Annotated in this window: 11 protein-coding genes; 1 reads left to right on the top strand and 10 read right to left on the bottom strand. The window is 64.7% G+C overall.

Going from position 1 to position 12929, the window contains the following annotated elements; all coding sequences use genetic code 11:
- Positions 1–85: 85 nt before the first annotated feature.
- Both M2395_RS09345 and M2395_RS09340 read right to left on the bottom strand, forming a co-directional pair.
- Positions 86–2311 (bottom strand): LTA synthase family protein, encoded by a 2226-nt coding sequence (locus tag M2395_RS09345; protein ID WP_123431033.1) that lies wholly within the window; start codon positions 2309–2311, stop codon positions 86–88.
- Positions 2312–2589: 278 nt separating this feature from the next.
- Positions 2590–3660 carry an AbrB family transcriptional regulator gene (locus M2395_RS09340; RefSeq protein ID WP_053157686.1) on the bottom strand — a complete coding sequence of 357 codons (1071 nt, stop codon included), beginning with the start codon at positions 3658–3660 and terminating at the stop codon, positions 2590–2592.
- Between the two features lie 134 nt (positions 3661–3794).
- On the opposite strand from M2395_RS09340, the gene M2395_RS09335 reads away from it, so the two are divergent.
- Positions 3795–4706: a LysR family transcriptional regulator gene (locus tag M2395_RS09335; RefSeq protein ID WP_011060629.1), complete on the top strand. Its 912-nt coding sequence runs from the start codon at positions 3795–3797 to the stop codon at positions 4704–4706.
- 24 nt (positions 4707–4730) lie between these two features.
- Here the strand turns inward: M2395_RS09335 and M2395_RS09330 are convergent, their stop codons facing one another.
- The 8 genes from M2395_RS09330 to M2395_RS09295 all read right to left on the bottom strand — a co-directional run bounded on the left by M2395_RS09330 (position 4731) and on the right by M2395_RS09295 (position 12908).
- The gene (locus tag M2395_RS09330) at positions 4731–5171 is read right to left on the bottom strand and encodes a CBS domain-containing protein (RefSeq protein WP_011060630.1); all 441 of its coding nucleotides are present in this window, start codon (positions 5169–5171) and stop codon (positions 4731–4733) included.
- A 169-nt stretch (positions 5172–5340) separates the two neighbouring features.
- Positions 5341–6510 (bottom strand): N-methyl-L-tryptophan oxidase, encoded by a 1170-nt coding sequence (gene solA / locus M2395_RS09325; protein WP_123431032.1) that lies wholly within the window; start codon positions 6508–6510, stop codon positions 5341–5343.
- Between the two features lie 24 nt (positions 6511–6534).
- Positions 6535–7059: a DUF2867 domain-containing protein gene (locus M2395_RS09320; protein ID WP_011060632.1), complete on the bottom strand. Its 525-nt coding sequence runs from the start codon at positions 7057–7059 to the stop codon at positions 6535–6537.
- 205 nt (positions 7060–7264) lie between these two features.
- Positions 7265–8371: a hypothetical protein gene (locus M2395_RS09315; RefSeq protein WP_233447082.1), complete on the bottom strand. Its 1107-nt coding sequence runs from the start codon at positions 8369–8371 to the stop codon at positions 7265–7267.
- A gap of 341 nt (positions 8372–8712) precedes the next feature.
- Positions 8713–9810, bottom strand: a complete 1098-nt coding sequence (locus M2395_RS09310) for a polyamine ABC transporter substrate-binding protein (protein ID WP_123431030.1) — start codon at positions 9808–9810, stop codon at positions 8713–8715.
- A gap of 136 nt (positions 9811–9946) precedes the next feature.
- Positions 9947–10843 (bottom strand): ABC transporter permease subunit, encoded by an 897-nt coding sequence (locus M2395_RS09305; protein ID WP_011060635.1) that lies wholly within the window; start codon positions 10841–10843, stop codon positions 9947–9949.
- On the bottom strand, positions 10840–11721 hold the full coding sequence (locus M2395_RS09300; protein WP_162865010.1) for an ABC transporter permease subunit: 882 nt from the start codon (positions 11719–11721) through the stop codon (positions 10840–10842). Before M2395_RS09300 ends, M2395_RS09305 begins: the two co-directional genes overlap by 4 nt.
- A gap of 44 nt (positions 11722–11765) precedes the next feature.
- On the bottom strand, positions 11766–12908 hold the full coding sequence (locus M2395_RS09295; RefSeq protein WP_123431029.1) for an ABC transporter ATP-binding protein: 1143 nt from the start codon (positions 12906–12908) through the stop codon (positions 11766–11768).
- Positions 12909–12929 lie beyond the last annotated feature (21 nt).

The raw sequence follows: 12929 nt of genomic DNA, 5'->3' as shown, positions 1-12929 counted from the left end.
CATGTACAGGAAAATATTTTTGCGGGGCATGCAGAAGGGCGCGCCGAGCATCGCCCCAAGGGGGCGGCTCGGCGTGCGGCAGGGGTCAGCTGGAGTGGGCGTTGCTGTCTTCTTCGGGGTCGTCGCTTTCGGTCTGCCCCGGCAACTCGGTGATCACGCTGAAGTCGCTGACTTCCACTGCCCCCAGGCCATAGCCCAGCAGGTGGAAGGAGAAGGCCTTGCGGGTTTCCGGGTTGTCGAAGCTGAAGTCCATCTGCAACGGCTGGTCGGGTGTGACCAGCATTTCTTCCGGCAGGCCCAGGGGCACGTCCTGTTCCAGTTCCTTGCCCTTGAGCAGGATGTAGGCATTTTGCTGCGGGTCGGCGGAGCGCACGGTGAAGCGCACCCGGGTCTGGGAGCCCTTGGGCATTTCTAGGTACTGGGCGCCGATCAGGTTGTCGGCCCAGTCGTCCTTGATCTGTGCCTGCAGCGGGATGATCGCCGGGCTGCCGAACTGGTAGTGCTGGTTCAGCGGCGATTGCAGCAGGCTGCGGTCCAGGTTCGCCGCACGCGCGCTGATCTGCCGGGCCCGCAGGCCGCCGTACTGGCCTTGCAGGCTGGCGCTGTCGGCGATGAAACCGGGGCTGGCGTAGTAGCGGCAGCGCTGTTGGAAGTCGCACTCGGTGAAGGTGCCCTGGCCATCGTGGTAGCGCAGCTTGCCGTTGGTGTAGGACATGATTTCCCGGCCCTGGGCATAGTCGCGCAACAGCGAGCGGCCGCTGAGGCTGGCGGGCACCGGCAGGCCGAAGTAGTCCAGCACCGAGGCGCTGAGGTCGACGTGGCCGTAGGTGCCGGACTTGAGATGGGGCAGCAGGTCCTGGTCCGGGGCGAGCATCAGGTTGAAGCCCCAGGACGAAGCCAGGCGCACGCCGTCGATGCCGTGGGACTCATCGGAGGTAATGATCACCAGGGTGTCCTTGAGCACGCCCTTGCGCTCCAGGCCCGTGAGGAACTGGTCGATGGCGTCGTCCAGGTAGCCCACGGCGGCCTGCTTCGGCGTCTCATAGCGCTCCAGGTAGTCCTCGGGCGCCGAGTAGGGCTGGTGGGTGCCGACGGTCAGCAGGGTGAGCATCCACGGCTTCTTGTTCTTCTTCAGCTGGTCGACGTAGCCCAGGGCGCCTTCGAAGAAGGCCTTGTCGTCCTTGCCCCAGGGGAACTCCAGGTAGTTGTCGTTCTTGAACCACTCCAGGCCATGGGTCGAATCGAAGCCGATGTGCGGCATGATCTTGTCCTTGGCCATGAAGCGCAGGCCGGCGCCCTGCAGGTAGTGGGTGTTGAAGCCGAACTTGTGCATCTGTGCCGGCAGGCAGGCCTGGTTGCGCTGGCTCTGGGTGAGCATCTCGACGCCCTTGGGGGTGCCGTTGTCGAGCTTGTCGTAGTCGCCGCAGAGCATGGCGTACAGGCCGCGGATGGTCTGGTGGCTGTGCAGCACGTAGTCCGGGGTGTTCATGCCGCGCTCGGCCCAGGCGCTGAGCTTGGGCATCAGGTCTTCCTGGTAGCGGCTGTTCAGGGCTTCGCGGTTGGTGCGGATATAGGCACCGGGAATGCCTTCGAGGGTGATCAGCAGCACGTTGCGCGCGCGGCCTGCGCTGGGCAGCAGCGGCTGGCCTTCCAGGTCCAGGCGGGTGAGCCCGGCCATGGGCGGTGGGACATCGGCGACGTCGCCTTGCAGCCAGTCCTCCACCTGCATCTGCGCCTGGCCGGTGGCGGTGGCCAGGGCCTGGTGGGGCAGGTTGAACAGTTGCCACTGGTCGGCTTCGCTGGGCTTGAGGTACTGGATGCCGCCGTGGGCCACCAGCAACAGCACCGGCAGGCTCCAGCTATGGCGCGGCAGTGCCGGGGGGCGCACCCCGCGGTGGGCGCGCTGGACCACCAGCCACAGCACCAGCCCCAGCAACAGCGCCAGGCCCAGGTCCGGGTGGGTCAGGCCGCCGCCGGTGGAGTTGCCGACAAACTGCGGATCCACCAGGTAGTGCAGGTCGGCGAGGTTGGGCATGCGCCCCACGGCGCTTACCAGCTCGGCGCTGACCAGGGTCAGCAGGGCCCAGACCAGCAGAACCGGCAGCGCCAGCCACCAGGGCCGGCGGTACAGGAGTACGGTCAGCAGGCTGGCGCTGGCCAGGTCCGACAGATAGCCCAGCGGGTTGGACCAGCCCAGGGCCAGGCGCGCGCCCATGGGCAGCAGCAACAGCAGGCCGAACAGGGCGCACAGGGGTGCAAGAGGGTGTTGTAGGCAACGACGGATCAACTTCACAAATAACCTGCCTGTCATCAAATCTTCACGCAAATGTGCGCGATCTTAACAAGAGCTGACGGCAAGACGTTTCTTAATCGTCAAGGAAAGACCTGGGGTCAGGCTTTGCGAATCGCCCCCAAGAGGCTGTGGAGTCCGTGCAAAGCCCCAGCCTGGAAGGCTGGCGGCGAGCAGGGGCAGGTTTCACACCGCTTGGATTTACTATTTCAGGTTGTTAAAAAAATGTGCCTTGGGTGCTGATGCCGATCAATCAAGGGCAAGCACTGTAAGGGGGGCAGGGGAGCTTGCTCCGGCACCTATCGCGACCACTTGATGATCAGCCGGGCGAAAAACGCGCCGCTGACAATCACCGCGAACAGGCGCAGGGTCTGCATCGCCAGCACCAGGCCGACATCCGAATGGGTGTCCACCGCGATGATCGCCATGGCGTCCAGGCCGCCGGGGCTGGTGGCCAGGTAGACCGAGAGAAAGTCCTTGCCCATCCACAGGGCCAGCCCCCAGGCAGAGAGGGCACAGAGGGCGATCAGCAGCAGGGCGCCGCCGATCATCGCCGGCAGGTGGCCGAACACATAGCTCAGGGTCGGGCGGTCGAAGCGCAGGCCGATATAGCCGCCGATGGCGCCGTAGGCGCAGGCCAGCAGCCAGGACGGCAGGCTGATCTGCAACAGCCCGCTGACCTGCAGCGCGCCGCCCAGCAGCAGCGGCACCAGCAGGGCCCCGGCAGGCACCCACGAACCCAGGAGCACACCGCAGACGATCGCCACGATGCTCAGGCCAACATTCGGCAGGCTCATGCCGTGCAGGGCCATCTGGCTGGCGTGGGCCTCGCTGCCGCTGGCCGGAGCGCCGATCCAGTGGCTGACCAGGGCCCCGACCATCACCACGCACACCACCCGCACGTACTGCATGGTGGCCACCACCCGTGAGTCGGCGCCGAACTCGTCGGCCATCGACACCATGGCCGAGGCCGCACCGGGCGCCGTGCCCCAGGCCGCGGTGCTGGCGGCAATCGCGCCGAAGCGCACCAGCACCAGGCCCACCAGGGCGCTGAGGCTGACGGTGAGCAGGGTGGCCACCAGCATCACGTGCCAGGACTGGAGCATGGCCGTGAGCACGGCGAGGGTCATGGAGTGGGCGGCGAGCATACCCACCGAGCCCTGGCCCAGGCGAAACGCCAGGCGCGGCACGCGGATGCTGGCACCGCACACGCCAAACAGGATCGCCGTGAGCATCGGCCCGAGAAACTGCCCGGCGGGAATCTCCAGGTACTTGAGCAACTGGCCGCTGATGCCGGCCAGCAACAGCCAGGCCGGCCATTGCAGCGCCTGGGGCCAGGTATTCAGGGATAGACGAAGCGATGGCGACAAGGGACGACTCTCCAAGACGCTGGCCACTCCTGTTGCGGGAGCGGTAAAACCTGCGCCGGAGCAAATTATTGATAGCGCGATTGATCAAGTCCAGTTTCTAATTGTGATCAACTCATAACTATTGTTGATCGATCATGGACCTGCGCGACCTGACCTATTTCGACACCATCGCCGAGCTCGGCCACCTGGGCCGGGCGGCGCAGAAGCTCAACCGCAGCCAGCCGGCGCTGACCAAGAGCATCCAGCGCCTGGAGGAGTCCTTCGGCACCAAGCTGTTCGAGCGTGAAGGCCGCGGCATCAAGCTCACCGCCGTGGGTGAGTTGCTGCAGCGGCGCAGCCGGCAACTGCAGCAGAACATCGCCGAGACCCACCGCGAGGTGCGGGACTTCGCCAGCGGCGTGCTCGGCAACATCCGCCTGGGCTGCGCCGCCAGCATGGCCGAACACCTGCTGCCGCAGATGACCGCCACCTTGCTGGAGCGGGCCCCGGACATCACCTTGAACCTGGTGATCGGCCAGGACGACCTGTTGCGCGAGTCCCTGCGCTCCGGGCGCCTGGACATGGTCATCTGCCCGATGTTCGAAGGCGACCCGCACCTGAGCCACCACACCCTGTTCGAAGACCGGGCGGTGGTGGTGGCCAGCCGCGACCACCCGATATTCGCCACGCCCATGCGCCTGCGCGACTTGTGCGCCTACCGCTGGGTGCTGCCGGGCACCCGGGTGTCGGCGCGACGCTGGATCGACAACGTGTTCCAGAGCCATGAACTGCCGCTGCCCTCGGTGCAGATAGAGACCAACACCATCTCCCTGTTGCCGCGGCTGATCGCCAAGACCGGGCTGCTGAGTTTTCTGGCCCGGGAAACCCTGGACGACTTCAAGGGCATCGCCCACCTGCGGGAAGTGCCCCTGGCGCAAACCTGCATGCGCCGCAGCATCGTGGTGCTGGTACGCGCCGAAGGCTACCTGTCGCCCGCAGCCCAGGCCCTGTTGGATCTGCTCAAGAGCGATGGGCGGCAATTCTTCACGGCGGGTGACGCCCTGTGAGCCAGGGCGGCGCAGGGCATGGGGTCATTCGCCGCGGATGTACTGCTCCAGCTGGCGGATCAGGTCGGCCTGTTCGGCGATTGCTTCCTTGACCAGGTCGCCGATGGACAGCAGGCCCAGCAACTGGCCGTTTTCCACCACCGGCAGGTGGCGCAGGTGGCTGTCGGTCATGATGTTCATGCAGGTGTCCACGCTCTGGTGCGAGTCCACGGTGATTACCGGCGAGCTCATGATCGCGCTGACCGGGGTGCCCACCGAGGAGCGCCCGTGGAGCACCAGCTTGCGCGCGTAGTCGCGCTCGCTGATGACCCCGACCACCACGCCATTCTCCAGCACCGGCAAGGCGCCGACGTTTTTCTCGGCCATCACCATCAGCGCCTCCAGGACCATCTGGTGCGGGGCGATGGTGTGCACTTGCTGGTTGTGCTTGGCCTTGAGTTTCAGCAGTTCTGCGACGCTCTTCATGGGGCGCTCCGGTTGTTCTACGTGGGGCGGCGATGCGCCGCCCTGAGGGGTTTCTAAAGAATCGTAGAGACTCGGCCAACCAGCAAGGCTGAAAACGGCAGATAAACGGCGAAAAACGTCACCCCGAGGATTTTTTTTCACCACGGCCCCGATAAAGGGGCCGTTGCCGTCAGTTGAAGCGGTGCAGGGAGAAACTTTCCAGGTCGATTTCGCTGCAGCCGTCCACGTGCTGCTCGGCCAGGGCTTCGCCAATCGCCGCCGAATGCTTGAAGCCATGGCCGGAACAGGCGCTGACCACGGTGACATTGGCCAGGCGCGGGTGGCGGTCGATGATGAACCCCGAATCCGGGGTCACGGTGTAGGCACAGACACTGGCCTTCACCAACTCGGGGGCCAACCCGGCGATATGGGGTGCGATCAGCTTGTGGAACAGGCGCTGGGCGTCGGCGCTGCTGGGCTGGCGGTCGAGGCTGCCCGGCTGGCTGCTGGCGCTGTACTGCTCGGTGGCGATCTTCACGCTGCCTTCGCCGGGAATCGGCGGGAAGCCGTAGCAGGCGTCCACGTCATCGGCGCTGTGGAGAATGAAGCTCGGGGAGCGGGCCGGGTAGCGCTCGGGCTCATCCAGACGGAACCAGTACAGCTGCTGGCGGCACACCTGCAACAGCGAATCGAAGGGCGCCCCCAGCAACTGCGCCGACCACATGCCGGCGCTGACGATGACCTGTCGGGCAAACAGCCGCGAGCCGTCGCTGATGATGTGCACCCCGTCATCCTGGGCGTCCAGCTCCAGCACTGTCTGGCCGGTGATCAGGGTTGCCCCCAGTTGCCGGGCCCGGGTCAGTTGCGCATCGATGCAGCGTTCCGGGCGGACAAAGCCGCCGCCGGGTTCGAAGTAGCCCCGGGCGCTGTCATCCAGCGGGGCGAACTGCGGGAAGCGCCGGCGGATCTCGGCGGCGTCCAGCTCCTGGTGCTCGATGCCATAGCGCCGGGCCAGCTCGATGCTGTTGTCGGTGAAGTCCCGGGCCTCTGCCGGGCGCTGCGGGTCGGTGCTGGCGGTCATCACCAGCACCCCGCATTGCTCGAACAACTGCACATCCAGCTCCGCCTCCAGTTCGCGCCAGATCTGCTGCGAACGGATCGCCAGGGGCACATAGGCCGCCCCTTCGCCCACCGCCTGGCGGGTGATGCGGGTGTCGCCGTGGCTGGAACCCAGGTCGTGGGGCGGGGCGAAGCGGTCGATGCCCGCCACCCTTACCCCGCGCTTGGCCAGTTGATAGAGGGTGGCGGCGCCCATGGCGCCCAGGCCTACGACTACAACATCGAAATCCGGTGTGTGCACGGCAAGATCCTTGGGATAGAAGGCTCAGCAGTTATTGATAGTGGCCAGGGTCATGGGCGCGATGATCCGGTGGAACGGCGCCACCGGCAGCATGTACAGGCGCCCCAGGCGGTTGTGCGGGTGGACCACGGTGGACAGCACCACCGGGCGCCGGCCCTCGGCGTCCAGCGGCAGGCGGTTGAGCGACAGGTGCACGTCCAGGTGCTTGTCGCGGTCCACCACCAGCACCTCGTCGGGGCTCTGGGAAATCAGGGTGAAGATACCCACCCGGTCGCCGGGCTGGTAATCCTCGTCGGGGCGCGACAGGTCGATGCGGGTCAGGCGCCCCAGGTCCTTGAGGCCGAACAGCTGCACCACGCGGTTGCGCAGGCCCATCAGGCGGTCGATCCAGGCCGGGGTCTGGCTCATCAGGCACAGCAGGTGACGCATGGCGCTGCGTTCGGGGTCCTCGGCCAGGGTGCGGCGGCAGTCGATGAAGGTGGCACCCGGGGCCAGGGCCGCGATGCTGGAGTCATGGGGCAACGGGCAAGGGTGTACGGCAGACTTCATCGGTGCAGCTCCCTGAAAGTTGGCGGCCGTGGCTTCATGCCGATCAGTCACGCCAGAAGTCGCAAAAAATACCACTTCCTGAGGCGAGGAACCTGCTGTTGTGTAGCGGCCAGTTGCCGCTGGGCAATGGCCGCGCCGGGATTCGGCTGCTATCAGCCCGAAGGGGGCCGGTGCGAGCAGGAACCCTCGGGACCCGCCGGGCTGCTCAGTCCTGGTCCGCGCTCCTGTGTTCCAGCCAGCCAATGCTCTGCTTGCCATAGCCGGTGCTGTCCAGCAGGCGCCGGGCATCGAACCATTGCTGGCCCTCGTGGTTCTGCCATTGCTCGCCCCAGCTGTTGAGCACCTTGAGCCCTTCCTGGCACTGGCCCTGGGGCGTACACAGACGGGCATGTGCGTAGGCCACCAGGCTGTGCCGGTACTGCTCGGGGCATTTTTTCTGCTTGGCGCCGCGATACAGGCAGACGTTGGCAATGATCACCGGGTTGTCGGTATTGATTGCCTGTTTCAGCGCCGGGTACAGGCCGGCGAAGTTGTTCTGCGCGGCCGTTTCCGGCAGGGCGCGGATCTGCAGCTTGTCCTGGAGTTCGAAGAGTGCCCGGCGGCTCAGGCGCCGGCATTCGGGGGGGATGATGATGGCCGAGAAAAAACCGCCGAAGTGCGGCTTGCCCAGGGCCTGGGCGATGCCCCGGGGATCGCGGGTGGTGGCGTAGATGGCCTGGAGTTCGGCCACCTGCGTCGCGCTGGCGACACACTCGGCACAGGGGGCCTTGAGCCGGTTCTGCTGATAGAAGTCCTCCAGCGCTTTGAGTACAGCGCGCTGGGCCTTGACGTCCTCGGCGCTGATGGCGCCGCTGGGCACGAACTTGTCCTTGAACAGTTTCTCTTCGGAAAAGCACGCCTGGGACACCACGGAGCCCACCATCAGGGCCGCGGTTTCCAGGGTGTAGAGCGGGTCACCGCCCTCGTCGATGTCCTCGTAGGAGGCGACGCTGTCTACCTCGCCCGTGGGTTTGCGGCCAAAGCGCGCCATGTCCAGGGGCGCCGCCAGCTGGTTCTTGTCGATGCGGGTGCAGTCTTCCTTGGCCGCCTGGCACTGGTAGTAGTTGAATACCGCCGCCGCGCTGTGGCTGAAGCACAGGCCCAGGCCCTGTTGCGAGGTCGCCAGCGGCATGTTGCCGATGGAGTGTTCGCTGCCCGGCGCCGGCTTGGCCGTAGAGGGCAGGGCCACCAGCGCCAGCACCGGTGGTGCGGCGCTGGCGTACAGCGGTAACAAGGCAGAAGCCAGCAAGAGCGCACGTAAGGTTGCATGCATGTCGAAGGACCTATGCCGGTCATTGAACGAAGTGGGAGGGGAGCCGTGTCGGCTGAATCTAGCCAAAGTAATGGCTGTCTGCCAGCTGTAGCCGCTGCCGAGCGTTAGCGAGGCTGCGAAAGGGGCCGCAGGACTCTCTGTTGCCGGGATCGCCTATGTCGCTCCAGCCATTCGCGCCTGCGCCAGCGGCTGCAGGGAACGCAAAAAAGGCGCCCGAAGGCGCCAAGGATTCACCCCAACCGAGGGAGCCGGGTGAAGCCGTTCGCAGGAGTGTCGCGGTGGTAAGGCGCGACGTGAACGGAAAAAGGCGAGCGGTGCCCGCCAGCGGCGGGCAGCTTGAGTCATTTGCCCAGCTTGATCCTGGTCCAGCCGCGGTTCATCACGCGCTGGATGGCGATCGGCTGGTCCGGTACTGCGTAGAGGGTGGCCAGTACGGCCTGGGGCGGGTAGGACGCCGGGTCGTTGCGGATCGCTTCGTCCACCAGCGGCGTGGCCGCCGCGTTGGCGTTGCTGTAGCCCAGGCTGTTGGTGACCTCGGCGATGATGTCCGCGCGCATCAGGAAATTCATGAACAGGTAGGCGTTGTCGACGTTGGTGGCGTCCTTGGGGATGGCCATCATGTCGTAGAAGCTGCCGGCGCCTTCCTTGGGAATGCTGAACGCGACCTTCTCCTTGTTGCCGGCCTCTTCGGCGCGGGAACGGGCCTGCAGCACGTCGCCGGAATAACCCACGGCCACGCAGATGTTGCCGTTGGCCAGGTCCGAGATGTATTTGGAGGAGTGGAAGTAGGTCACCGAAGGACGGATCTTCATGAACAGGGCTTCGGCTTCGAGGATCTGCGCTTTGTCCTTGCTGGTCACCGGGTAGCCCAGGTAGTGCAGGGCGGCGGGGAGCATCTCGGTGGGCGAGTCGAGGAAGCTGATGCCGCAGGCCTTGAGCTTCTCGGCGTTCTCCGGCTTGAACAGCAGGTCCCAGGAGTTGGTCGGGGCATCAGTGCCCAGGGCCGCCTTGACCTTGTCCGGGTTGTAGCCGATGCCGATCGAACCCCACATGTAGGGAAAGGCATGGGCGTTGTCCGGGTCGCTGGCGGAGGCGTTTTTCAGCAGCACCGGGTTGAGGTTCTTCCAGTTGGGCAAGCGGGACTTGTCCAGTTCCTGGTAGACCCCGGCCTTGATCTGCTTGGCCAGGAAGCTGTTGGACGGCACCACGATGTCGTAGCCGGACTTGCCGGTGAGCAGGCGCGCTTCCAGGGTTTCGTTGCTGTCGAAGACGTCGTAGGTGACGTGGATACCCGTCTCGGCCTCGAACTTCTTCAGGGTGTCCGGGGCGATGTAGTCCGACCAGTTGTAGACGCGCAGCACTTTGTCGTTGGCTTGAGCGCCGGTAACCATTGCGCCCATCAAGGACAGTGAGAGCAGAGTCCTGCCAAGCATTTTCATCACTACAACTCCATTTCTTATTGTGCAGATTGCTGCGTGTGCAACTCGGGGGTTCGGGGTGAGCCTTTTTCGCCAGCAAGCTGGCTCCTACAGGTTTGGGTTATCCGTAGGAGCCAGCTTGCTGGCGAAGAGGCGGTTAGGCCGTCGCAGGTGTTCGTACCGCAGGTTTTTTCGCTGCCGGTGGCTGCCAGGATTCGTTGGCGGTGAAGTCCATGGCCTCCTGGATCGCCCGCTTGCGGGCGGCCTCGGCGCGGCGGCCAAAGTACCAGACCAGGAATGTCACCAGGGACACCGCCAGCAGAATCAGGCTGGCCACGGCGTTGATCTCGGGCTTGACCCCCAGGCGCACCGCCGAGAACACTTCCATCGGCAAGGTGGTGGAACCCGGTCCGGAGACGAAGCTCGCCAGCACCAGGTCATCCAGGGACAGGGCAAAGGACATCATGCCGCCGGCCGCCAGTGACGGCGCGATCATCGGGATGGTGATCAGGAAGAACACCTTGAACGGTCGCGCTCCCAGGTCCATGGCCGCTTCTTCGATGGACAGGTCCAGCTCCCGCAGGCGCGCGGAGACTACCACGGCTACATAGGCTGCGCAGAATGTGGTGTGGGCGATCCAGATGGTGACGATGCCGCGCTCCATGGGCCAGCCGATCAATTGCGCCATGGCCACGAACAGCAGCAGCAAGGACAGGCCGGTGATCACTTCCGGCATCACCAGCGGCGCGGTGACCAGGCCGCCGAACAGCGTGCGGCCCTTGAAACGGGTGACCCGGGTCAGCACGAAGGCCGCCAGGGTGCCCAGGGCCACCGCGGCAATGGCGGTGTAGCAGGCGATCTCCAGGGAGCGCATTACCGAGCCCATCAGTTGCTGGTTGTCCAGCAGGCCGACGTACCACTTGATCGACCAGCCGCCCCACACTGTCACCAGCTTGGAGGCGTTGAACGAGTAGATCACCAGGATCAGCATCGGCAGGTAGATGAACAGCAGGCCCAGCACCAGCATCAGTTTGGAAAATTCGAAGCGTTTCATGCCCGTGCCTCCATCTCTTTGGCCTGGCTGCGGTTGAACAGCAAGATCGGGATAATCAGGATCGCCAGCATCACCACCGCCAGGGCGGAGGCCACCGGCCAGTCACGGTTGTTGAAGAATTCCTGCCACAGTACGCGACCGATCATCAGGGTTTCCGGGCCGCCCAAGAGTTCCGGAATCACGAACTCGCCCACCACCGGAATGAACACCAGCATGCAGCCGGCAATGATGCCGTTCTTGGCCAGGGGCACGGTGATCTTCCAGAAGTTGTTGAAGTTGCTCGAACCCAGGTCCGACGCGGCTTCCAGCAGGCTCTGGTCATGCTTGACCAGGTTGGCGTACAGCGGCAGCACCATGAACGGCAGGTAGGCGTAGACCACGCCGATATAGACGGCGGTGTTGGTGTTGAGGATTTCCAGCGGCTGGCTGATCAGCCCGGTCCACATCAGGAAACTGTTGAGCAGGCCGTTGTTGCTGAGGATGCCCATCCAGGCGTAGACGCGGATCAGGATCGCGGTCCAGGTCGGCATCATGATCAGCAGCAGCAAGACGTTCTGCGCCTCCTTGCTGGCCTTGGAGATGGCATAGGCCATGGGGAAACCCACCACCAGGCACATCAGGGTGCTCAGCAGCGCCACCTTCAGCGAACCCAGGTAGGCCGAGAAATACAGCTCGTCGCCGGCCAGCATGGCGTAGTTGCCGAGGTTCAGCAGCAGCTGGAATTTCTGTTCGGCGTAGCTGTAGATCTCCGAGTAGGGCGGAATCGCCAGGGCCGCTTCCGAGAAGCTGATCTTCATCACCAGGAAGAACGGCAGCATGAAGAACAGGAACAGCCAGAGGAAAGGAATGCCGATCACCAGCTTGCGACCGCTGGGCAGCATACGGAACAGCTTCTGATTGAAAGTGCTCATGGTCGATGTACTCATGCTCGCAGTACCACGCCGCTGTCGTCTTCCCACCAGACGTAGACTTCGTCATCCCAGGTTGGCCGCGCGCCACGGCGCTCGGCGTTGGCCATGAACGACTGGACAATCTTGCCGCCAGGCAGCTCGACGTAGAACACCGAGTGGCCGCCCAGGTAGGCGATGTCATGCACCTTGCCCTTGGACCAGTTGTAGCGGGCATCGGGCTTGAGGGTGGTGACCAGCATCTTTTCCGGGCGGATGGCGTAGGTCACCGACTTGTCCTGCACCGAGGTGCTGACCCCGTGGCCGACGTAGATCTGCTGCTCGAGGTCCGCGCAGTCGATGATGGCGTAGCCTTCCAGGTCTTCGGTAACGGTGCCGTCGAAGGCGTTGACGTTGCCGATGAATTCGCACACCAGGCGGCTCACCGGCGCTTCGTAGATGTCCACCGGGCTGCCGGTCTGGGCGATCCAGCCCAGGTGCATGATGGCGATGCGCTGGGCCATGGTCATGGCCTCTTCCTGGTCGTGGGTCACCATCACGCAGGTCACGCCCACGCGCTCGATGATCTCCACCAGTTCCAGTTGCATCTGCGAGCGCAGCTTCTTGTCCAGGGCGCCCATGGGTTCGTCCAGCAAGAGCAGCTTGGGGCGCTTGGCCAGGGAGCGGGCCAGGGCCACGCGCTGGCGCTGGCCACCGGAGAGCTGGTGCGGCTTGCGCTTGGCGTACTGGGTCATGTGCACCAGCTTGAGCATTTCCTCGACCCGGGCGTCGATCTCGCTGGCCGGCAGGCGGTCCTGCTTGAGGCCGAAGGCGATGTTCTGGGCCACGGTCATGTGGGGGAACAGGGCGTAGGACTGGAACATCATGTTGATCGGCCGCTCGTAGGGCGGCATGTCGGTGATGTCCACGCCATCCAGCAGGATGCGGCCTTCGGTGGGGCGTTCGAAGCCGGCGAGCATGCGCAGCAGGGTGGATTTGCCGGAGCCGGAACCGCCCAGCAGGGCAAAGATCTCGCCTTGGTGGATCTCCAGGGACACATCGTCCACGGCCACGGTTTCATCGAACTTCTTGGTCACGCGGTCGATCTTGACCAGGACCTTCTGCGGGCTCGGAGTGCCTTCGAGGGCCTTGCGGTAAGTGCTGGAGGCGTTTGCCATGTGAAACTCCCAACAGGTGTC

The organism is Pseudomonas sp. BIGb0176, from assembly GCF_024810175.1.
Taxonomy (GTDB): domain Bacteria; phylum Pseudomonadota; class Gammaproteobacteria; order Pseudomonadales; family Pseudomonadaceae; genus Aquipseudomonas; species Aquipseudomonas protegens.
Note: the sequence above shows the minus strand (reverse complement) of the source record. Positions and strands in the feature narration are given on the sequence as shown.

Excerpts from the sequence above, each read along its gene's own strand:
- M2395_RS09345 (WP_123431033.1), bottom strand. The coding sequence starts at position 2,311 with ATGACAGGCAGGTTATTTGTGAAGTTGATCCGTCGTTGCCTACAACAC.
- M2395_RS09335 (WP_011060629.1), top strand. The coding sequence starts at position 3,795 with ATGGACCTGCGCGACCTGACCTATTTCGACACCATCGCCGAGCTCGGC.
- M2395_RS09310 (WP_123431030.1), bottom strand. The coding sequence starts at position 9,810 with ATGAAAATGCTTGGCAGGACTCTGCTCTCACTGTCCTTGATGGGCGCA.
- M2395_RS09295 (WP_123431029.1), bottom strand. The coding sequence starts at position 12,908 with ATGGCAAACGCCTCCAGCACTTACCGCAAGGCCCTCGAAGGCACTCCG.
- M2395_RS09305 (WP_011060635.1), bottom strand. The coding sequence starts at position 10,843 with ATGAAACGCTTCGAATTTTCCAAACTGATGCTGGTGCTGGGCCTGCTG.
- M2395_RS09330 (WP_011060630.1), bottom strand. The coding sequence starts at position 5,171 with ATGAAGAGCGTCGCAGAACTGCTGAAACTCAAGGCCAAGCACAACCAG.
- M2395_RS09315 (WP_233447082.1), bottom strand. The coding sequence starts at position 8,371 with ATGCATGCAACCTTACGTGCGCTCTTGCTGGCTTCTGCCTTGTTACCG.
- M2395_RS09320 (WP_011060632.1), bottom strand. The coding sequence starts at position 7,059 with ATGAAGTCTGCCGTACACCCTTGCCCGTTGCCCCATGACTCCAGCATC.